General features: G+C 73.6%; 14 protein-coding genes. 7 read left to right on the forward strand and 7 right to left on the reverse strand.

Annotated elements, in window-relative coordinates; all coding sequences use genetic code 11:
• Positions 1–33: 33 nt before the first annotated feature.
• From OEIGOIKO_RS04850 to OEIGOIKO_RS04860, 3 genes are all read left to right on the forward strand, one after another.
• Positions 34–1,179 carry a PLP-dependent cysteine synthase family protein gene (locus tag OEIGOIKO_RS04850; protein WP_125052176.1) on the forward strand — a complete coding sequence of 382 codons (1,146 nt, stop codon included), beginning with the start codon at positions 34–36 and terminating at the stop codon, positions 1,177–1,179.
• On the forward strand, positions 1,176–2,426 hold the full coding sequence (locus OEIGOIKO_RS04855; protein ID WP_125052178.1) for an MFS transporter: 1,251 nt from the start codon (positions 1,176–1,178) through the stop codon (positions 2,424–2,426). The genes OEIGOIKO_RS04850 and OEIGOIKO_RS04855 overlap by 4 nt, the downstream gene beginning before the upstream one ends.
• Positions 2,427–2,717: 291 nt before the next feature.
• Positions 2,718–4,889: a SpoIIE family protein phosphatase gene (locus OEIGOIKO_RS04860; RefSeq protein WP_125052180.1), complete on the forward strand. Its 2,172-nt coding sequence runs from the start codon at positions 2,718–2,720 to the stop codon at positions 4,887–4,889.
• A 10-nt stretch (positions 4,890–4,899) separates the two neighbouring features.
• Here the strand turns inward: OEIGOIKO_RS04860 and OEIGOIKO_RS04865 are convergent, their stop codons facing one another.
• Positions 4,900–6,291: an NADP-dependent succinic semialdehyde dehydrogenase gene (locus OEIGOIKO_RS04865; RefSeq protein WP_125052182.1), complete on the reverse strand. Its 1,392-nt coding sequence runs from the start codon at positions 6,289–6,291 to the stop codon at positions 4,900–4,902.
• A gap of 550 nt (positions 6,292–6,841) precedes the next feature.
• Between OEIGOIKO_RS04865 and OEIGOIKO_RS04870 the strand changes: the two genes are divergently transcribed.
• Positions 6,842–7,582 carry a L,D-transpeptidase family protein gene (locus tag OEIGOIKO_RS04870; RefSeq protein ID WP_174857121.1) on the forward strand — a complete coding sequence of 247 codons (741 nt, stop codon included), beginning with the start codon at positions 6,842–6,844 and terminating at the stop codon, positions 7,580–7,582.
• Here OEIGOIKO_RS04870 and OEIGOIKO_RS04875 read toward each other — a convergent pair.
• From OEIGOIKO_RS04875 to OEIGOIKO_RS04890, 4 genes are read right to left on the reverse strand one after another with little or no spacing between them, the layout of a single operon-like run.
• Positions 7,569–9,764, reverse strand: a complete 2,196-nt coding sequence (locus OEIGOIKO_RS04875; RefSeq protein WP_125052184.1) for a dipeptide ABC transporter ATP-binding protein — start codon at positions 9,762–9,764, stop codon at positions 7,569–7,571. The two genes, OEIGOIKO_RS04870 and OEIGOIKO_RS04875, sit on opposite strands and share 14 nt — an antisense overlap.
• A gap of 9 nt (positions 9,765–9,773) precedes the next feature.
• Positions 9,774–10,709: an ABC transporter permease gene (locus OEIGOIKO_RS04880; protein WP_125052186.1), complete on the reverse strand. Its 936-nt coding sequence runs from the start codon at positions 10,707–10,709 to the stop codon at positions 9,774–9,776.
• Positions 10,706–11,656: an ABC transporter permease gene (locus tag OEIGOIKO_RS04885; RefSeq protein ID WP_125052188.1), complete on the reverse strand. Its 951-nt coding sequence runs from the start codon at positions 11,654–11,656 to the stop codon at positions 10,706–10,708. Before OEIGOIKO_RS04885 ends, OEIGOIKO_RS04880 begins: the two co-directional genes overlap by 4 nt.
• Entirely contained in the window at positions 11,653–13,461 is a 1,809-nt protein-coding gene (locus OEIGOIKO_RS04890) for a peptide ABC transporter substrate-binding protein (RefSeq protein WP_125052190.1), read from the reverse strand. Before OEIGOIKO_RS04890 ends, OEIGOIKO_RS04885 begins: the two co-directional genes overlap by 4 nt.
• Positions 13,462–13,754: 293 nt before the next feature.
• On the opposite strand from OEIGOIKO_RS04890, the gene OEIGOIKO_RS04895 reads away from it, so the two are divergent.
• The 3 genes from OEIGOIKO_RS04895 to OEIGOIKO_RS04905 all read left to right on the forward strand — a co-directional run bounded on the left by OEIGOIKO_RS04895 (position 13,755) and on the right by OEIGOIKO_RS04905 (position 18,990).
• Positions 13,755–14,927: an ROK family transcriptional regulator gene (locus tag OEIGOIKO_RS04895; protein ID WP_125052192.1), complete on the forward strand. Its 1,173-nt coding sequence runs from the start codon at positions 13,755–13,757 to the stop codon at positions 14,925–14,927.
• A 53-nt stretch (positions 14,928–14,980) separates the two neighbouring features.
• Positions 14,981–16,480: a M81 family metallopeptidase gene (locus tag OEIGOIKO_RS04900; RefSeq protein ID WP_125052194.1), complete on the forward strand. Its 1,500-nt coding sequence runs from the start codon at positions 14,981–14,983 to the stop codon at positions 16,478–16,480.
• Positions 16,481–16,611: 131 nt separating this feature from the next.
• Complete coding sequence (locus OEIGOIKO_RS04905; protein ID WP_125052196.1) at positions 16,612–18,990, forward strand: phosphoketolase family protein; 2,379 nt, start codon at positions 16,612–16,614, stop codon at positions 18,988–18,990.
• A gap of 40 nt (positions 18,991–19,030) precedes the next feature.
• Here the strand turns inward: OEIGOIKO_RS04905 and OEIGOIKO_RS04910 are convergent, their stop codons facing one another.
• Together OEIGOIKO_RS04910 and OEIGOIKO_RS04915 are read right to left on the reverse strand one after the other, a co-directional pair.
• On the reverse strand, positions 19,031–20,311 hold the full coding sequence (locus OEIGOIKO_RS04910; protein ID WP_246177205.1) for an MFS transporter: 1,281 nt from the start codon (positions 20,309–20,311) through the stop codon (positions 19,031–19,033).
• A 70-nt stretch (positions 20,312–20,381) separates the two neighbouring features.
• Positions 20,382–21,575 carry an amidohydrolase family protein gene (locus OEIGOIKO_RS04915; protein ID WP_125052199.1) on the reverse strand — a complete coding sequence of 398 codons (1,194 nt, stop codon included), beginning with the start codon at positions 21,573–21,575 and terminating at the stop codon, positions 20,382–20,384.
• Positions 21,576–21,628 lie beyond the last annotated feature (53 nt).

Consider the following 21,628-nt stretch of genomic DNA (forward strand, 5'->3'; position numbering starts at 1 on the left):
GCCGCACGGCACCGGTCGCAGGAGGAACACGCCATGAACCAGCTCACCCGCACTCCCGTGCCCGTCTCCCCGGCCCAGCTGCTGGCCGGTGCCCGGCGCCCGATGCACACCCCCGCCGGGCTCGTCGGAGACACTCCTGTCCTGTGGATCGGCGAGCCCTTCACCGCTCCCGGGCGGGGATTCTGGGCCAAGCTCGAAGGCCACAACCCCGGCGGCATCAAGGACCGCACCGCCTTGCACATGGTCCACGAGGCGCGGGCGCGCGGGCAGTTGCTGCCCGGCGCCCGTATCGTCGAATCCACCTCCGGCACCCTGGGCCTCGGCCTGGCGCTGGCCGGCGCCACCTTCGGCCACCCGGTCACGGTCGTCACCGACCCGGGCATGGAGCCCCTGATGACGGGGCTGCTCACCGCGTACGGTGCCGAGGTCGACCTCGTGCACCGCCCGCACCCGGTCGGTGGCTGGCAGCAGGCCCGCCGCCACCGTGTCGAGGAACTCCTGGCCGCGCATCCCGAGGCCTGGTGCCCCGACCAGTACAACAACCCCGACAATGTGGCCGCCTACGCGCCGCTCGCCCACGAACTGACCGCCCAGCTCGGGCGGATCGACACCCTGGTGGTCTCGGTGGGGACCGGCGGCCACTCGGCCGGTGTCGCGTCCGTACTGCGCGGCTTCTTCCCGCGCCTGCGGGTCGTCGGTGTCGACACCACCGGTTCCACGATCTTCGGCCAGCCCGCCGCGCCCCGCCTGATGCGCGGCCTGGGCTCCAGCATCTACCCGCGCAACGTGGCCTACCAGCTCTTCGACGAGGTGCACTGGGTCGCCGCGCCCGAAGCCGTGTGGGCCGCCCGGCGCCTGGCCCGCGACCACTACGCCACCGGCGGGTGGAGCGTGGGCGCCGTCGCCCTGGTCGCCCGCTGGCTGGCCCGTACCCTGCCCGCCGAGGAACGGATCGTCGCCGTCTTCCCGGACGGCCCGCAACGCTACGTGGGAACCGTCTTCGACGACGCCTACGGCCGCGAGCACCAGCTGCTGGACCGGTTGCCCGCCGAAGATCCCGACGAGATCGACGACCCCGGCCGGCCGGTCGTCACCCGCTGGACCCGCTGCACCCGCGTCATCGACCCGACCCGCCCCGCCGCCCGCGACGACCTGAGCCCCGCGGGAGTCGCCCGATGAAGCACCTGTGGCAGCAGACCCGTTCCTTTCCGCCCGCGGCCCGCCTGCTGATGGCCAACCAGTTCGCCATCAACCTCGCCTTCTACATGCTCATGCCGTACCTCGCCGCCCACCTGGCCGGCACCCTGGGCCTGGCCGCCTGGGCCGTCGGCCTCGTCCTGGGCGTACGCAACTTCTCGCAGCAGGGCATGTTCCTGATCGGCGGCACCCTCGCCGACCGGGTCGGCTACAAGATCCCCATCATGGCCGGCTGCCTGCTGCGCACGGTCGGCTTCGGCCTGCTCGGCTGGGTCGACGACCTGCCCGCCCTGATCGCCGCCTCCGCGGCGACCGGCTTCGCGGGCGCCCTGTTCAACCCCGCGGTCCGCGCCTACCTCGCCGTCGAGGCCGGCCCGCGGCGGGTGGACGCCTTCGCCACCTTCAACGTCTACTACCAGGCCGGGATGCTCGCGGGCCCGCTCGTCGGCCTGGCCCTGCTGACCGCCGACTTCCGCCTGGTGTGCACGGTCGCCGCCACCGTCTTCGCCGCGCTCACCCTGTTGCAGTGGCGCGCTCTTCCCCGGCGCAGCGGCACCGCCCCGGCCACCCGGGAGCGGGTGCTCACGCAGTGGCGCGCGGTCGCCTCGAACCGGCCCTTCCTGCTGTTCTCGCTGGCGATGATCGGCTCCTACGTGCTGACCTTCCAGGTCTACCTCGCCCTGCCGCTGGCCGCCTCCGACGCCCTCGGTGCCAGGGGCACCCTGGTCACCAGCGGCCTGTTCGTCGTCTCGGCGGCCGTCACCGTCGTCGGCCAACTCCGGCTGACGGGCTGGGCCAAGGCCCGGTGGAGTCCCAGCCAGGCCCTGGTGCGCGGCCTGGCCGCCATGGGGCTCGCCTTCCTCCCCCTGGCCTTCGCCTCGTCCGGCCTGCCCGTGGCGGTCCTCGCCGCACTCGTCGCCGCCGTGGTGCTGCTCGCCGCGGGCAGCGCGGTGGTCTATCCCTTCGAGATGGACACCGTCGTCACGCTGTCCGAGGGCCGCCTGGTGGCCACCCACTACGGCCTCTACAACACCGTCTCCGGTCTGGGCGTCACCGTGGGCAACCTCGTCACCGGCGCGCTGTGGGACTTCGCCGCCCGCCACGACGCCCGCTGGCTGACCTGGAGCGCCCTGGCGGCGACCGGCCTGGCCTGCGCGACGGCCCTCGCCGCCCTGGCCCGCGGCGGACACCTGGCACCGGACCGCCGGCCGCAGCCCGCCCCGGCCTGACCGGTCGCTGCGTCACCGCGTCACCGGCATACCCCCGCGTTCCATTCAAAGTGCGCATCTCGGACCGCTGTCCTACCGTGGGCGCATGGCCGCTTCCCGGTTGCGATGGTCCCCCTTCGGCGGGCCGCGCAGGGAAGCGGCGGGCGTGGTGGCCCCGGCGTCGCCGGTCCCGACTGCCTGGCGGGCAGCCGGGACCGGCGCGCCTCCGGTGTGCGGCCCCCGCTCCCGGGCGGGGGACACGTCCGGCAGCCGTAGGACCACACCGGCCGCGGGACAGGAGCGTCGCAGGACATGACCGGACGGAACACCACTCCGCCCGGCCGCTACGACCCGCGCCGCGGCGTACCGCCCCGGGCTCCCGAGCCGGGGACCGATCCGGACGGCACCCCCTCCGCCCCGCCACCCGACCCCCTGGACCTGCGCGAACGGCTCGCCCTCAACCGCACGGGCACCTTCGACTGGGACCTGGACCGCGGGACGCTGGAACTGGACGCCTGCGCGCTGGACGTCTTCGACCTGCGGCCGGACGAGTACGACGGACAGCCCTCGGCCCTTGCCGCCCGTGTACCGCCCGAAGAGGGGTACCGGCTGGACGCGGCCATCTCCCAGGCCGTCCAGGACGGGACGCCCTCGTACGGCGCGTACTTCCGCATCCACTGCCGCGACGGCGCGCCCCGGTGGACCCACACCCAGGGCCACATCCTGCGGGACGCGGACGGCCGCCCGTACCGGATCGCCGGGCTCGTCCGGGAAGCCGGTACGGAGATGGCCGACTCCGTGCTGCTGCGGTCGCTCCAGGAGAACCGGCAGCGGCAGACCGCGATGGTGCAGCAGACCACGGCGGCGCTCTCCCGGGCCCTGTCGGTCGCGGACGTGACCCGGGTCCTGACCGGGACGGGCGGCGCCCGGCGCTTCGGCGCCGACGCGCTGATCCTCGGGCTGGTCGACAACGACCGCTTCGAGGTCATCGCCGTCACGGGCCTGCCGGGCGCCACCCCCGAGGGCATGATGGCCTCCCGCCTCGACGACACGTTGCCGCTGTCGGACGCCGCGCTGTCGCGGCGGGCCGCGTTCCTGTCCTCGCGCGGCGAACTGGTGGCCCGCTACCCGCGGCTGCGGCCCTACCTCGACCGGGTCCCCTCCGGCAGCGCCGTCTTCCTGCCGCTGGTCGCGCAGGACCGAGTCATCGCGGCGCTCGGCCTGTTCAACACCGAGCCCAAACAGCACTCGGCGGAGGACCGGAACCTGGCGCTGGCCCTGGCCGGTGTCGTGGCCCAGTCCCTCCAGCGGGCCATGCTCTTCGACCAGGAACGCGAGTTCGCGACCGGGCTCCAGGCCACGATGCTGCCGCGCCGGGTCCCCGAGATCGCCGGTGGCGAGGTCACCGTCCGCTACCACGCGGCGAGCACCGGGCGGGACATCGGCGGCGACTGGTACGACGTCATCCCGCTGCCCCAGGGGCGGACCGGGCTGGTCGTGGGCGATGTCCAGGGCCACGACACGCACGCCGCGGCCGTCATGGGCCAGCTCCGCATCGCCCTGCGCGCCTACGCCACCGAGGGCCACTCCCCGGAGACGGTGCTCGTGCGTGCCTCCCGCTTCCTCGCCGAGCTGGAGACCGAACGCTTCGCGACCTGCACCTACGTGCAGGCCGATCTGGAATCCGGCGCGCTGCACGTGGCACGCGCCGGGCACCTGGGCCCGCTCGTCTGGGACGCGGCCCGGCACACGGACTGGCATCCGGTACGCGGCGGACTGCCGCTGGGGCTGGCCACCGCCTTCGGCCAGGACCACTTTCCCGAGACCCAGCTGTTCCTGGAACCCGACTCCACCCTCCTCCTGTGCACCGACGGCCTCGTCGAACAGCCCGGCCAGGACATCACCGCCGGCATCGACGCACTGACCGCCGCGGTACGGGACGGTCCCGCCGAACTGGAAGCACTGGCCGATCAGCTCTCCGACCGGTTGTGGGCCCGGTCAGGCTCCGACGACGACATGGCCCTCGTCCTGCTGCACCGGTCCCCGGCGGCCGGCACCACCACCGTCACCCCGCGCCTGCGGCTCCACGTCCACCAGGCGGACCCGTCCGGAGCCTCGGAGGTACGGGCGATGCTGCGGCGCACGATGGACCAGTGGCGGGCGGGCTCGATCGCGTACGACGTCGAGGTGGCCGCCACCGAGCTCATCACCAACGCGCTGACCCACACGGACAGCGGCGCCCTGGTGACGGTGGAACTCCTGCCGGCCGGCCCCCCGGGCAGCCCCCGGCGCCGCGTCCGCCTGGAGGTCGAGGACCGCTCCAGCCGCTGGCCCCGCCGCCGCACCCCCGGCGAGACCGCCACCTCGGGCCGCGGCCTGATGATGGTCGAAGCCCTCTCCGACGCCTGGGGCGCGGAGCCGCGGGGCAGCGGCAAGGCGCTGTGGTGCGAGTTCGGTCTGCCGGGACAGGGGGCGGGCCGGTAGCAGCGGGGTTCTACGCGCCGTACCACACCGTCGTCGCGTTGCAGAACTCGCGGATGCCGTGGCCGGCCAGTTCGCGGCCGTAGCCGGAGCGTTTGACGCCGCCGAAGGGGAGGGCGGGGTGGGAGGCGGTCATGCCGTTGAAGAAGAGGCCGCCGGCTTCGATGTCGCGGACGAGACGCTCCTGTTCGTCCTCGTCACGGGTCCAGGCGTTGGAGCTGAGGCCGAACGGGGTGTCGTTGGCGGTGTCGATCGCCTCGTCGAGGCTGTTGACCCGGTAGAGCGTGGCGACCGGGCCGAACGCCTCCTCCTGGTGGATGCGCATCTCGGGCGTGATGCCGGCCAGTACGGTCGGCTCGTAGAACCAGCCGGCCGTCAGCTTCTCCGGGCGTTTGCCGCCGCACAGCGCGGCCGCGCCCCGGTTCACCGCGTCGTCGACCAGTTCCTCCAGGTCAAAGCGGCCCTGTTCGCTGGCCAGCGGGCCGACGTCGGTGCTCTCCTCCATCGGGTCGCCGACGGTCAGGGCGGCCATCCGCTCGGTGAAGCGGACCGCGAACTCGTCGTAGACGTCGGTGTGCACGATGAAGCGTTTGGCGGCGATGCAGGACTGTCCGTTGTTCTGCACCCGGGCGGTGACGGCGGTGCGTACGGCCGCGTCGAGGTCGGCGGACGGCAGCACGATGTACGGGTCGCTGCCGCCCAGTTCCAGCACCGTCTTCTTGATCTCGTCACCGGCGACGGAGGCGACCGAGCGGCCGGCCGGTTCGCTGCCGGTGAGGGTCGCGGCGGCGACCCGGCGGTCGCGCAGGATGTCCTCGATCGCGCCGGAGCCGACCAGCAGCGTCTGGAAACAGCCTTCGGGGAAGCCCGCCCTGCGCAGCAGGTCCTCGATGTACAGCGCGGTCTGCGGCACGTTGGAGGCGTGTTTGAGCAGGCAGGTGTTGCCGGCCATCAGCGCGGGCGCGGCGAAGCGGACGACCTGCCAGAGGGGGAAGTTCCACGGCATGACGGCCAGGACGGTGCCGAGGGGCCGGTAGCGGACACAGGCGCGGGACGCTCCGGCGTCCTTGGCGTCACCGGCGTCCGGTACCTCGTCGGCGAGGAGTTCCGCGGCGTGGTCGGCGTACCAGCGCATCGTCTTCGCGCACTTGGCGGCTTCCGCGCGGGCCGCCGCCAGCGGCTTGCCCATCTCGGTGGTCATGGTCCGGGCGATGCCGTCCTGGCCCGCCTCCAGCAGACCGGCGGCGTTGCGCAGCAGTTCGCCGCGTTCGGCGAAGGTCGTCGTCCGGTAGCTGCGAAAGGCTTCTTCCGCGCGGGCGAGCCGGGCCTCGATCGCGTCGGCGTCGAGCGCGTCGAAGGTCTTGAGCGTCTCGCCGGTGGCCGGGTCGACCGTGGCGATGGCCATGTGGATGCACCTCCCGTGGGGTGGTGGGTGGGCTGGGGGGCCGCGGCGGCCCGGCGGCCGCCGCGGAGCCGGTGACCGGGGCCGGCCGCGGACTACGTGAGCGGTCCGGGGGCCGGGGACGGTTCCGGTACGGGGTCGGGGCCCGGCGGGCGCGGTACGGGGTCGGGGCTGGGTGTCGGCGGCTGCGGTGTGGGCGCCGGCGGTGTCGGGTCGGGCGGTCCGGGCACCGGCGGTCCCGGTGTCGGCCCCGGTACGGGGCCGGGCCCCGGACCCGGTTCGGGCCCGCCGGGCCCCGGCGACGGCGTGGGTGTCGGCGGCACGGGCTCGGTCTCCTGCCCGGGCTCGCGCGTACGGTGCGGTGTCGGTTGCCGCTCCACAGCAGACCTCCTGGGTCGGACGGCACGTGGTTCTCCGGCCCCGGTACCCGGGTTTCGCCGGTCTATCGCACTGACGCGCGACGGATTGCGCCCCGGCCGCCCGCCCCGTTCCTTCGGGTGGCTTGTCCGGTTCGTTCGGCGACGCGCGGTACCCGGCCCCCTACATTGCGGTCATGACCTCCGCGAGGACCCTGGCGGCCGCGGCCTGCGCGGCCGTGCTCGCCCTGACCGTGCCCGCCTCCGCCGTCGCCGTACCCCGCTCCCCCGCCGCGTCCCCGGCTGCCGGGCAGCCGCTGCCCACCCGAATGGCCGACACCGGCGGCGGCAGCCAGCTCATCACGGCCCGCGCCGCGAGCCTGCGCTCCACGACCGGCACGCTGAGCTGGTGGCAGCGGTACGGGAGCCGCTGGCACCGGGTCGGTACGGCGCCCGCCCGCTTCGGGGCGAACGGGCTGGCCGAGGGCAGCTCACGTGAGCAGGGCACCTCGACGACCCCTACCGGCCTGTACGACCTGCCGTTCGCCTTCGGCCTCAAGGCGGCACCGGCCGGTACGGCCATCCCGTACCGGCCGGTGCGCGCCACTTCCTGGTGGTGCCAGGACAACGGCTCGGCCGCCTACAACCGCTGGGTGGACCCGCGCCCCCGGGACTGCGCGGCGCAGGAGGCCGAGCGGCTGGCCGACTACCCGGTGCAGTACGGCCGGGCCCTGGTCGTCGGCTTCAACTACCACCGCCCGGTACGCGGCCGGGGCGCGGGCATCTTCCTGCACGTCGACGGGCGTGGGGCGACGGCGGGCTGTGTGTCCGTACCGGCGCGGGCGATGGCCCGCATCGTGGCGTGGGTGCGGCCGGCCGCCCGTCCGCACATCGCGATCGGCACGGACTCCGGCCGTACGGGCCTCACCCGCTACTGACGGGGCCGGGCCCGGGGGCCGCCACGAGGGGGAAGTGGCAGGCCACCCGGTGCCCGGGGCCGGCGGGTGCGGTGGACTCGGGTTCGCTCTCCGCGCAGCGCGGGCGGGCCGCCGGGCAGCGGGTGCGGAAGCGGCAGCCGGAGGGCGGCGCGGCGGCCGAGGGCGTCTCGCCGGTGAGCGGGCTGCCTGTGGCGGGGGCCGCCGGGTCGGGCGCGTTGACGGTGTCGAGGAGTCCGCGGGTGTACGGGTGCAGGGGGCGTGCGAAGACGTCCCGGGCCGGGCCGGTCTCCACCAGTTTGCCCAGGTACATCACGCCGACGGTGTCCGCGAGGTGCCGAACCACCGCCAGGTCGTGGGAGATGAAGAGGTACGTCAGTCCCTTGTCGCGTTGCAGGTCACGCATGAGGTTGAGGATCTGGGCCTGCACGGAGACGTCGAGCGCGGAGACCGGTTCGTCGGCGACCACGAGGGACGGCGCGAGGGCGAGCGCGCGGGCCAGCCCGAGGCGCTGGCGCTGGCCTCCGGAGAACTCGTGCGGGTAGCGCTCCACGGCAGCGCGCGGCAGGCCCACGTCGTCCAGCAGGGCGGCGACCCGCCGCTGTTGCGCGGCGCGGTCGCCGATGCCCTGGATGACCAGCGGCTCCCGCAGGACCGTGTCGACGCGCATCCGGGGGTCCATGGACGCGTAGGAGTCCTGGAACATCAGCTGGACGTCGCGGCGGTGGGCGCGCAGTTCACGGCGGGTCAGAGTGCCGATGTCGCGGCCCGCGAAGCGGATCGTGCCGTCGGTCGGGGGTTCCAGGCCGACGACCATCCGCCCGAGGGTGGACTTGCCGCAGCCCGACTCGCCGACGATGCCGAAGGTCTCACCGCGGGTGACGGTGAGGCTGACCCCGGCCACGGCGCCGACCTCCCTGGCTCCCTTGCGCCGGGCGAAGGGGCCGGCGTGGAGGGCGTAGTGCTTGGTGACGTCGGTGAGGGTGAGGAGGGGTGGGTGGTCGGCGGGCGCCGTGGCGGCGAGTCCGTTCCCCTCGGGCCCGGGTACGGACACCGCCGGCACGGGGGCGCTGTTGCCCGCCCGGCCGTCGGCTTCGTCCCGTACCGGGTGGAAGCACGCGTACGCGTGGCCGGCCTCCCCGTCCAGGGCCGGCTCCTCCGTACGGCACCGGTCGGTCGCGAAGGCGCAGCGCGGTGCGAAGCGGCAGCCCGCGGGCCGGGTGACGAGGGCGGGCGGCAGGCCCGGGATGGTGGCGAGGGTGGTCCGCCCGGCCGTGGCGCGTTCGGGGAGGGCGGCGAGGAGGGCCTGGGTGTAGCGGTGCCGCGGGGTGGTGAAGAGGCGGTGCACGCCGGCGCGTTCGGCGACCTTGCCGCCGTACATGACCGCGACCCGGTCCACCCGCTTGGCGATGACGCCGAGGTCGTGGGTCACCAGGATCAGGGCCATGCCGAGGCGGGTGCGCAGGTCGTCGACGAGTTCGAGGATCTGGTGCTGGGTGGTGACGTCGAGGGCGGTGGTCGGTTCGTCGGCGATCAGCAGTCTGGGTTCGCACACCAGGGCCATGGCGATGGCGACGCGCTGCCGCATGCCGCCGCTGAGCTGGTGGGGGTAGTTCCGCATCCGTTCGGCGGGCTGCGGCAGGCCGACCAGCCGCAGGGTCTCTTCTGCCTTCGTCCAAGCCTGCCGCCGGGTGATCTGCTTGTGCAGCAGCAGGGGTTCGGCGACCTGGGCGCCGATGGTCATGGTCGGGTTGAGGGAGGTCAGCGGGTCCTGGAAGACCATGCCGATGGTGTTGCCGCGGATGTCCCGCAGGACGTGGGCGGGCGCGGCGGCCAGGTCGGTCGTGCCGTCGCCGTCGCCGTCGCCGTCGGCCGTACGGTCGTCGCTGCCGTCGCCGGCGCCGTCGACACCGCCGGTGCCTCGGAAGAGAATGCGTCCACCGGTGATCCGGCCGCCCTGCGGCAGCAGGCCGAGGACGGACAGCGCGGTCATGGTCTTGCCGCAGCCGGATTCGCCCACGAGACCGAGGGCTTCCCCGGGGGCGAGGTCGAGGTGCACACCGTCCAGCGCGTGCACGGTGCGGCCGCGGCCGGTGATCTCGACGTGCAGATCCTCGACACTGAGCAGCGGTGCGGCGGTCCCGGACGGCGGGCGGAAGGTCGCGGACAGGGGGTCGGCGGTCATGGGCCTTCCTCAGCTCTTCTGGAGGCGCACGTCGAAGGCGTCCCGCAGGCCGTCCCCGACGAAGGTGAACGCGGCGACGACGAGGACGACGGCGAGGCCGGGCGGGAAGATCAGCCACCAGTGGCCGACCTGGGTGTAGGTGATGCCGGCGGAGAGCATGGAGCCCCAGTCGGCGGCCGGGGGCGGGACGGACAGTCCCAGGAAGGAGAGGTAGGCGACGTAGAGGATGGCGTCGGCGATCTGGAAGGTGGCGTTGACGACGACGGTGCCGACGGCGCCGGGCAGGATGTGCCGGAAGACGGCCCGGCCCCCGCCGCCGCCCATCAGGCGCATGGCGTGCACGTAGTCGCGGCTGCGCAGGGCGAGGGCCTCGCCTCGGATGAGGCGGGCCGGGGACAGCCAGGCGACCAAGGCGATGATGAGGATCAGCACGGGTTTGCCGGGGGTGACGATGGCGGCGACCACGACCAGCAGGAACAGCGCGGGGATGGCGAGCGCGGCGTCGGTGACGCGCATCATGGCGGCGTCCACCCAGCCGCCGAAGTAGCCCGCGACCGCGCCGTACACGGTGCCGAAGAGGGTGGCCAGCAACCCGGCGGCGAGGCCGACTTCGAGTGAGGTCTGGCCGCCGTACATCAGCCTGCCGAGCATGTCGTAGCCGAGGTCGGTGGTGCCGAGGAGGTGGCCGGGGCTGCCGGGCGGCAGGCTGGCCTGCGACAGGTCGGTGTGCGTCTGGTCGGTGGGGTGCAGCAGCGGGCCGAGGTAGCAGAGCAGCAGCAGGCCGAGGAGGAGGACCGCGCCGGTGACGGCGAGTTTGCTGCGGGCGAAGACGGCGAGGGTGCGGCGCAGCGGCCCGGGAGCGGCGGGCACAGCAGCGGACAGGTCGCCGTCCCCTCGTCGGGCGGCCCCGGCGTCACTCGGCGCGTCCATGGCGGGTGCGGTCACGAGACGCTCCTGATCCGGGGGTCGAGGACGGCGTAGGCGATGTCGGTGATCAGCGAGCCGAGCACGGTGGCCACGCCGACGATCAGGGTGACGCCGAGCAGGACGGGGAAGTCCGAACCCTGCGCGGCGTTCCAGAACAGCAGTCCCATGCCGGGGTAGTTGAACATCGACTCGACGACGAGGGTGCCGCTGAAGAGGGTCGGCAGGTACAGCCCGAGGAGGGTGGCGAGCGGGATCAGCGCGTTGCGGAGCACGTGCCGGACCATGACGCGGGTGCCCGACTGCCCCTTGGCGTGCGCGGTGCGGACGTAGTCCTCCTGGAGGTTGTCCAGTACGGCCGAGCGCATGTAGCGGCTGAACGCGGCGATGATGCCGAGGGCGGTGGTCACCACGGGCAGGATCAGGGCCGGGGCCTCGGCGAGCAGGCCGCCGACCGTGTCGGCCTGCGGTGCCTCGGCCGGGAAGAGCTGGAGCTGCTGGCTGAAGACCAGGACGAGGACCAGACCGAGGAAGAAGACCGGGGTGGCGTAGGCGAGGAAGGCGGCGCCGGTGAGCAGGTGGTCGGCGGCCTTGCCGCGGCGTACGGCCTGGAGGATGCCGAGCGGGACGGCCAGTACGGCGGCGAGCGCGATGGACAGGCCCGCCAGCAGCGCGGTCTTCGGGAGGCGTTCGCCGAGCAGCGAGGCGACGGTCTGGTTGAGCTTGTACGACTCGCCGAGGTCCCCGGTGAGCAGCCGACCGAGGTACATCACGTACTGCTGCGGCAGCGAACGGTCGTAGCCTTGCTGGTGGTTGAAGTGCGCGATGGCTTCGGGGGTGGCCTTGACGCCGAGGATGGCGCGGGCCGGCCCGCCGGGCAGCAGGTGCAGCAGGACGAAGACGATGACGGAGACCAGCAGCAGGACGACGACGGCCTGCGCGACGCGCTTGACCAGGAAGCGGATCACCGGCCCGCACCGCCCTTCTTGACGAAGTACCAGTCCTGCGGCGCGAGCCCGAGCGTGGGGTTCTGGTCGATGCCCCGCAGGTCGTTGCGGATGACGGAGACCTGGTAGGCCGGGTTGGGCGTCCACAGGACGGGCACCTGGCCGGCCGTGTAGCGGGCGTAGTCGCGCAGGGCGCCCGGGTCGTCGGAGTACTCGGTCTTCTTGATCAGCTCGTCGGCCTTCGGGTCGGACCAGTTGCCCATGTTGGAGGGCGCCCCGGTGGCGAAGAGCGACTCGCCGCTGGCCACGGTCGGGAAGTACCAGCTGCCCTGGGTGCCGAAGAAGCCCGTCTGCCAGGCGGAGCACACCGGTTCGGCCCGCTTGCAGGGGACGGTGGTGCCGAGGACGGTGTTCAGCGGCTGCTGCCGGATGTCCAGGGTGATGCCGGCCCGGTCCATGGCGGACTTGATCTCCTGCATGGTGTTGGACGTCTCGGTGGAGCCGGACTGGGAGAGGAGTTCCAGGCGCAGTTGCTGCCCGCCGGGGATGTCCTTGCCGCACTGTCCGGGGCCGGTGCCGGGGCGGGCGCAGCGCAGCCTGCCGTCGGCGCGCTGCCAGCCGTGCGCGGTGAGCAGGGCTTCGGCCTTCTTCGGGTCGTACGGGAACGGGTCGCGGTCCATCTGTCCGGCGGGCACCGGGCCGCGGGTGGGGGCCGCGCTGCCGTGCCAGACGACGTCGGAGATCGTCTTCTGGTCGACGAGGTGCTGGAGGGCGCGGCGGAGGTAGGTCTGGCGGAGCATCGGCCCGGCGGTGGGGTGGTTGAAGTTCAGGACGATGTAGGTGATCGCCCAGCCTTCCCACGGGTCGATGCGATAGCCCATCTTCTTGAACCGCGTGGACTGGGCCATCACCGAGGGCGGGATGTAGCCGTAGTCCACGCCGCCGGCGCGCAGCACGTTGAATTCGGAGTCGGCGGTGGTGAAGGGCTTGAGGACGACGCGGTCGAGGTGGGGCTTGTCGGGGCCGCCGTACTGTTTGTTGGGGATCAGGGACACCTGCCCTGAGGTGGTCCACCTCTCGATCTGCCAGGGCCCGCTGACGGTCTTCCAGAGCGGGTCGGTGGCGAACTTGGAAAGCTGTTCGGCGTGCTGGAGCAGCCGCGCGAAGACCTTCTTCGGGGCCTCGTCGCGCGGGTCCCAGGCATGCTTGGGCAGCGGGGTGAAGTTGTCGAGCTGGTTGCCGGTGAACCAGGCGGGGTTGTACGGGCGGTCCAGGCGCAGCCGGAAGGAGTGGTCGTCCAGCACCTCGAACGCCTTGACGTTGTCCGGCAGCAGCCCCGGCGAGTAGCCCGCCCACTCCTCCTTGTCGTGCTTGATCAGGTCGTACCAGAACTCCACGTCACGGCTGGTCACGGGCGTGCCGTCGGACCAGCGGTAGCCCTGCTTGAGCGTGATGGTGACGGTGGTGTTGCCGTCGCTGTAGCGGGGCTGTCCGGCGAGGTTGCGCGGGCTGTCCATGGTCAGGCCCGCGCCCTTCTTCTCGGCCGTGTAGAGCGGCGGGTAGAGCAGGTCCTGTACGGCGTTGTTGTACGAGGCCAGGTAACCGGCCGTGCCGATCGGGAAGATCCAGTTGGGCGTCGCGGCGGGCGGCAGCGCCATGGTGGCCGTGCCGCCTTCGACGCGGGTGCCGCCGGTGGCACCGACGTCGGTGACGGCGCCGTCCGCCGGGCCGCAGCCGGTGAGCGTCGTCAGGCCGAGCAGCAGCGCCGTGACCGCGCGGAGCAGGACGTGGACGGGCCCGCGTCGGCGGGTTCTGCGCGGGCCCATGCTGCCTCCGGAAAGGGTCGGCCGGTCGAAGAGTGCGAGAAAAGTACGGACGGCCGCGAAAAGAAGTCAAGGGTCTGGCGGAACATCGGCAATTGGGGTGTACTGAGGGCCACTTGCCTCCCTTCTTTCTTCGGCGATCGAATAAAGAAGGGGAAGCGTCGCAGATTGACCGCCCGCAGCATTCCCCCCTCTTCCCACCCCCCTCCCCCTCCCCCTCCCCCGTCGCTCACGGCCGAAAGGCACGCCATGACCGCCGTCCTGACCGTCGTCCTGACCGCCGCCGAGGCCCCCACATGACCGACGCCGAGCCCGGCTCCGCCGCGCACGTCCTAGAACTCGTCGCGACCGGCACCGCCCGCTCGCGCGCCGACCTCGTACGGGAACTGGGACTCGCCGCCTCCACCGTCTCCGCCCGCGTCCAGGAACTGGTCGACGCCGGGCTGCTGACCGAGTCCGGCGAGGGCGCCTCGCGCGGCGGGCGCCGCCCGCGGCTGCTGCGCGTCCCGGACGGCGGCACCGTCGCGCTCGCCGCCGACCTGGGCAGCCGTCACATCCGTACCGGGGCGGTGGGCCTGACCGGCACCGGCTTCGACATCGACGAGTGCGCCCTCGACCTGACGACCGGCCCGGAACCGGCCGTCGGCCTGCTCGCCGAACGGCTGACCGCGCTGGCCGAGCGCCAGCGCGCGGCCGGACGCACCGTGTGCGGCGCGGGCATCGGCTTCCCCGGGCCCGTGGACCCCGCGTCGGGCCGGGTCGTCGCGCCGTCCCGGATGCCCGGCTGGCATCTGTACGAGCTGCGCGACCGGCTCGCCGACCGGCTCGGCATGCCCGTGCTGGTCGACAACGACGCCAACGTCCTGGCCCTGGGCGAACACCGGGCCGCCCACTCCGCCCTGCGCCATCTGGTGGTGGTCAAGGCGGGCCGCGGCATCGGTTCCGGGGTGATCAGCCACGGCCGGCTCTACCGGGGCGCCCGCGGCTGCGCCGGGGACATCAGCCACGTACGGGTGGACGCCGCCGCCGAACGCCCCTGCTCCTGCGGGAACATCGGCTGTCTGGAGTCGGTGGCCAGCGGCGCCGCGATCGCCGCCGCGCTGCGCGGCCAGGGCATCGCGGCCGACTCCACCACCGACATCCTGCGGCTCGTCGAGGACGGCGAACCGCACGCGACGACCCTGGTGCGGCAGGCCGGGCGGCACATCGGCGCGGTGCTGGGCGTCGTGGTGAACTTCTTCAACCCGCAGGCCGTGGTGCTGGGCGGCGCGCTCGCCGCGGCGGAACCGCTGGTCGCGGCGGTGCGCGGGGTGCTGTACGAGCGGTGCCTGCCGATGGCGACCAGTGAACTGTCGATCGTCGCGGCGAGCTGCGGCCCCGACGCGGGGCTGCTCGGCGCCGGCCACGCCGCGCTGCGCGAACTGGCCGCCGACGGCGGACTGCCGGCCCTGCCCGTCGTCCGTACGTAGCTCCCGCCCGTACGCGGATCCCCACCGTCCCCACGAAAGGTGCAACCACCGACATGCGTATCGCCATCGGCGGCATGGCCATCGAGTCCAGCCAGTTCTGCCCGCACCGCTCGACGTACGACGATTTCCGCGTGACCCGCGGCGCCGCGCTGCTGGACCGCTACACCTGGACCCGGCCGGACAGCGGCCTCGCGGACCAGGTGGAGTGGGTGCCGCTGGTGCACGCGGTGGCGCTGCCCGGCGGGCCCGTCGAGCGGGAGACGTACGACCGGATCAAGTCCGAACTGATCGCCCGGATACGCGAGGCCGGGCCGCTGGACGGCATGGTCTACGACATCCACGGCGCCATGAGCGTCGTCGGCCTGGACGACGCCGAGGCGGACCTCACCGACGCCGTACGGGACGCGCTCGGCCCGGACGTCCTGCTCTCCGCCGCCATGGACCTGCACGGCAACGTCTCGCGCCGCTTCGCCGACCGCCTCGACCTGCTCACCGCGCACCGCCTCGCCCCGCACGAGGACGCCTGGGAGACACGCGAGCGCGCCGCCCGCAAACTGGTCGAACGGCTGGCGTCCGGCAAGGGCCGTCCGTACCGCGCCTGGGTGCAGGTGCCGGTCCTGCTCCCCGGCGAGAAGACCAGCACCCGCCTGGAACCGGCCAAGTCCCTGTACGGCAGGCTCGCTTCGGTCGAGGCGCTGGACGGCATCGTGGACGCGGCGGTCTGGGTGGGTTACGCCTGGGCCGACGAGGCGCGCTGCCGGGCCGCGGTCGTGGTGACCGGCGACGACCCGGGCCTGGCGCTGGAGCAGGCCCGCGGCCTGGCCCAGGAGTACTGGGACGTGCGCCGCGACTTCGTCTTCGTCGGCCCGACCGGCGACGCCGACGCGTGCATCGCGCACGCCGTCGCGTCCCGCGCCCGCCCGTTCCTGATCAGCGACTCCGGCGACAACCCCACCGCGGGCGGCGCGGGCGACCTCGCGTACATGCTGCGGCGCCTGCTGGCCGACGAGGACCTGGCGAGCGGCCGGGTCACCGCGCTGCACCCGGGCATCACCGACCCGGCCGCGGTGGCCGCCTGCTTCGACGCCGGGGTGGGCGCCCGCGTGACCCTGAAGGTCGGCGGCCACGTCAGCGCCGGCACCGGCCCGCACGCCGAGCCGTACGAGCTGACCGGCACGGTGACCGCCCTCGAAGACCCGGCCGCCCCCGCCGCCGGCGCCCCGCGCGGCAATCCGGCGTACGACGGCGGCGGCCGCACCGCCGCCGTCACCCGGGGCGGCGTGACAGCCGTCCTCACCGAGCGACGCAAGCCCTTCCACACCCGCGCCGACTTCGGCACCCTCGACCCGACGGCGTACGACGTCGTCGTGGTGAAGATCGGCTACCTGGAGCCGGAGCTGTACGCGCTGGCCGCCGACTGGCTGCTCGCCCTCACCCCCGGCGGCGTGGACCAGGACCTGCCACGCCTGGGCCACCACCGGGTGGTCCGCCCGCTCTACCCGTTCGACGACGCGGGCTTCGAGGATCCGGATCTGACGGCGGTGCTGCTCTGAGACAGCGGCTTCCAGGCCCGGCGCGTCCGCTCGGCCCCTCCGGTCGGCCCGTCACGTGCGGCGCCCATGCATGACGGCCCGTACGGTGGAGAGGCGCTCCCTGATCACCTTTCCCCCGACGGAGGGCCCCGATGGAGTCGCCGACCCCGCTCACCGAGAGCGATCTGCTCGATCTCGACGCCCACTGGCGGGCGCTGAACTACCTCGCGGCCGGGCAGATCTATCTGACCGGCAACCCGCTGCTCACCGAGGAACTGCGCCCCGAGCACATCAAGCCGCGTCTGCTCGGCCACTGGGGCACCTGTCCCGGTCTGAACCTCGTCTACACGCACGTCAACCGGGTCATCAGCACCCACGGGCAGGAAGCGGTGTGCGTGTGGGGGCCGGGGCACGGCGGGCCGTCGGTGTTCGCCGGGGCCTGGCTGGAGGGGACGTACGGGGAGCTGAATCCGGACGTCGGGCGGGACGCGGCCGGGATGGGCCGGCTGTTCCGGCAGTTCTCCTTTCCCGGCGGGGTGCCGAGCCACGCGGCGCCGAACGTGCCGGGCTCCTTCCACGAGGGCGGCGAGCTGGGCTACTCCCTCGCGCACGCGTACGGTGCCGCGCTGGACAATCCGGACCTGCTGGTGGCGTGCGTGATCGGGGACGGCGAGGCGGAGACCGGGCCGCTGGCCGCGTCCTGGCACGCGAACAAGTTCCTGGACCCGGCGCACGACGGCGCCGTGCTGCCGATCCTGCACCTGAACGGCTACAAGATCGCCAACCCGACGGTGCTCGCCCGGCTGGACGAGGACGAGCTGGACGCGCTGCTGCGCGGCTACGGGCACGAGCCGCTGTACGTCACCGGTTCCGACCCGGCCCAGGTGCACCGGGACATGGCCGCCGCCATGGACACCGCGCTGCTGCGCATCCACGAGGCCCAGCGCGCCGCGCGCGAGGGCGAGGAGCGGGCCCGGCCCCGTTGGCCGATGATCGTGCTGCGCACCCCCAAGGGCTGGACCGGGCCCGACGAGGTGGACGGCGCGCCCGTCGAGGGCACCTGGCGCGCCCACCAGGTGCCGCTGTCCGGCGTCCGGGACAACCCGGACCATCTGCGCCAGCTGGAGGGCTGGCTGCGGTCCTACGCGCCGGGCGAACTGTTCGACGGCGAGGGGCGGCCGGTGGACCGGGTGCTGGCCTGTGTGCCGCGCGGCGACCGGCGGCTCGGCTCCTCCCCGCACGCCAACGGCGGCCGCCTGGTCCGTACGCTGCCGCTGCCCGACCCCGAGAAGTACGCGGTGCCCGTCGACAAGCCCGGCACCCGGATGCACGAACCGACCCGCGTCCTCGGCGGCCTGCTGCGCGACCTGATGGAGCGGACCGCCGACCGCCGCGACTTCCGGCTGTTCGGCCCGGACGAGACGGCCTCCAACCGGCTCCAGGACGTGTACGACGCCACCGACAAGGCGTGGCAGGCCGCCACCGAGCCCACCGACGAGCATCTGGGGCGGCACGGGCGGGTGATGGAGGTGCTTTCGGAGCATCTGTGCCAGGGGTGGCTGGAGGGGTACGTGCTCTCCGGGCGGCACGGCCTGTTCTCCTCGTACGAGGCGTTCGCGCACATCGTGTCGAGCATGGCCTCGCAGCACGTCAAATGGCTCCAGTCGGCCCGCGACATCCCCTGGCGGGTGCCCGTGGCGGGCCTGAACTACCTGCTGACCTCGCACGTCTGGCGCCAGGACCACAACGGCTTCTCGCACCAGGACCCGGGCTTCGTCGACCACGTCCTCAACAAGGACCCGCACACCGTACGGGTCTATCTGCCGCCGGACGCCAACAGTCTGCTGTGCGTGGCCGACCATGTACTGCGGACCAAGGACGTGGTCAACGTGGTGGTCGCCGGGAAGCAGCCGTGCTTCGACTGGCTGGACATCGGGCAGGCGCGGGCGCACTGCGCGCGCGGTGCGGGCATCTGGGAGTGGGCGGGCACCGAGCGGCCCGGCAGCCGGCCCGAGGTGGTGCTCGCCTGCGCCGGTGACGTGCCGACGCAGGAGACGCTGGCGGCCGCGTCCCTGCTGCGTACCCACCTGCCGCAGTTGTCGGTACGGGTCGTCAACGTCGTCGACATGACGCGCCTGCAGCCCGACGAGGAGCATCCGCACGGCATGACGGAGCGGGAGTTCGAGGCGCTGCTGCCGCACGACGTGCCGGTGATCTTCGCCTACCACGGCTACCCGTGGCTGGTGCACCGGCTCACCTACCGCCGGGCCGTCCACCCCAACCTGCACGTGCGGGGCTACAAGGAGATGGGCACCACGACCACGCCGTTCGACATGGTGGTCACCAACGACATGGACCGCTACCGGCTGGTGATGGACGTGATCGACCGGGTGCCGGGGCTGGCCGTACGGGCCGCCGGCGTGCGGCAGGAGATGGCGGACGTGCGGCAGCGCCACCATGCCTGGATCCGCGAGCACGGCACGGACCTGCCGGAGGTCGAGGAGTGGAGCTGGCCCGGCGACGGGCGGTGACGGCGGTGGGTCCTGGGGGCCGGCCCCCAGGACCCACCCGTCAGGGCTGCGGGTCGCGGGCGTCGTAGCGGGCGAAGTCGCGCCGCCACAGGGCCAGCAGCAGCACCGTCACGACGCAGGCGAGTCCCCCGCCGACGACCGCCACGGCCGGTGAGGCGAGGTCGGCCGCCGATCCGGCCAGGAAGTCGCCGAGCCGGGGGCCGCCCGCCACCACGACGATGAACACACCTTGCAGCCGGCCGCGCATCCGGTCCGGCGCGGCGGCCTGGAGCATGGTGCCGCGGAAGACCATCGACACGGTGTCCGCGCACCCGGCGACGGCGAGGAAGAACAGGCCGAGCCACAGGTGCCGGGTCAGGCCGAAGCAGGCGACGGCCGCTCCCCAGGCGGCGACCGAGACGAGGATCGCCAGGCCGTGCCGGCGGACGGCGCCGAGCCATCCGGAGAACAGCGCGCCGAGCACCGCGCCGACGGCGGGCGCCGCGACGAGCAGGCCCACCGTCTTGGCGTCGCCGCCGAACCAGAGGACGGCGACGGCGGGGAACAGGGCGCGGGGCTGGGCCAGCACCATGGCCGCGAGGTCGGCGAAGAAGGTCATGCGCAGATTGGGCCGGGTGGCGAGGAAGCGCAGTCCCTCCAGGACGGAAGGGCGGCGCGGCGCCTCGTCGCCACCGCCGTGGTCGGGGCGCATGGCGGGCAGGCGCCACATGGCGTACAGCGCGGCCGAGAAGCAGCCGACGTCGATCAGGTAGGCGGCCTGGTAGCCCCACAGGCCGACGAAGACACCGCCGAGCATCGGGCCGCCCATCATCCCGAGGTTGCTGGTGAGCGAGCTGAGGGCGTTCGCGGCAGGCAGCTGCTCGGGCGGCAGCAGGCGCGGGATCATCGACGAGCGGGCGGGCGCGTTCATCGCGAAGCAGACGGCCTGGAGGGCGACGACCGTGTAAAGCACCCAGACCTGGCGTACGTCCGCGAGCGCGGCGGCGGCCAGCGCGACGGAGAGCACGGTGGCGCCCACCGCGCTGTACAGGCCGAGTTTGCGGCGGTCGACGGTGTCGGCGATGACGCCGCCGTACAGCCCGAAGACGACCAGCGGAACCAGGGAGCACAGGCCGACCGCGCCGACGGCGAAGGTGGAGCCGGTGAGGGCGTACACCTGGAGGGAGACGGCCAGGGCGGTCATCTGCTGGCCGACCCAGGAGACGGTGTTGCCGAACCACAGGCGCCGGTAGTCGGCGGAGGTGCGCAGCGGGGTGAGGTCGGCGAAGAGGCGGGTGTGCAGTGGAGGTCGGGACCTGGGGGTGGATATGGCAGGAGGCACGGGGCAGTAAAGCACGGTCCGTGGTGATGCCACTTACCTGGGTGTCCTGATCATGACATCGGACGCAGGGCTACCGGCCCTCCGAAAGGCCGTACACGCGGCGGGCGTTACCGGCCGCGACCAGCGCCGCGACACGGTCGGCGTCCGCCGCCGACCAGGCGCCCGCGCGCACCCAGCCGGTCAGCACCTCCGCCAGCGCCGTACGGAAGGCGGCGCTGCCGACGGTGTACAGCTCCGGCAGGCCGTAGGCGTCGGTGGAGAAGAGCAGCTTGCCGAAGGGGGCCAGTTCCAGGAATCCGGCGAGCACGGCCGCCGCGCGCGGGCCGGTGTGCCCGAGGGCCAGGCCCACGTCGGCGTACACGTGCGGGAAGGCGTGGGCCAGGTAGGCGGCCTGGCGGTGGTACGGGTAGCAGTGCAGCAGGATCAGGTCGGTGCCGGTGCCCGCGGTGGCGTGGGCGAAGTCGGTGAGCAGCGCCGGGTCGGCGTGGTGCAGGCGCAGGTCGGGGTCGCCGAAGCCGGTGTGCAGTTGCAGGGGGCGGCCGGTGCCGACGGCGAGCCACATCAGGTGGCGCAGCAGGACCGGGTCGGCCAGGCGGTGGGAGCCGGCGGCGAGCCAGACGCGGGCGGCGGTCACGACGTCGGCGGCGGTGGGCGGTTCGGGGGCCAGGGCGAGCCCGTGCCGGTAGGCGGCGACGGACTTGAAGCCCGCGGCGGTGCGGGCCGCGTCCCGTACGGCGTCGGCGAGTCCGGCGGCGAACACCTCGGCTGCCGCGTCCGCGGTCTCCTCCCCCGCCGTCCGGGCCGCCCGTACGCCTGCCGCGACCCGTTCCGCCAGCGTCTCCAGGCGGACGATCTCGTGCCCGGTGCCGCCGCCCGCCTCGGCCGTCTCGTGCGCCCCGGTGAGGTCGCCGGGCAGGCCGGTGTCCACCAGGTACGTGCCGATGCCGGTGCCGCCCAGCAGCAGGCGGCGGGTCTCGGCCGGGCCCAGTTCGCGCCGCCGGGCGAGGTAGGCGCCGGGCGCGCAGTGCGGCGCGAGACCGAGCAGCGGCGGGCACCAGCGGCGGACGGCGAAGCCCGCCTGGGTGTCGAAGAAGGTCGTGCCCGCGGCGGCGGGCCGGTCCGACTCGGTCAGGTACGACTCGAACTCGGCGGCCGAGAGGTCGCCGCGCAGCACGCCGTGGCAGTGCTGGTCGATCAGTGGCGGCAGGCCCGGGAAGGGGTCCGGAACGCTGTCGGGGGCGCCGTCGGGGGCCTGTGCGGTCATCGGTCCCCCCGTCCGTGGGCGGGACCGGGAGCGGACACGAGGGCGGGCGCAGC

It is taken from the genome of Streptomyces paromomycinus (assembly GCF_003865155.1).
Classification (GTDB): Bacteria; Actinomycetota; Actinomycetes; order Streptomycetales; family Streptomycetaceae; genus Streptomyces; species Streptomyces chrestomyceticus.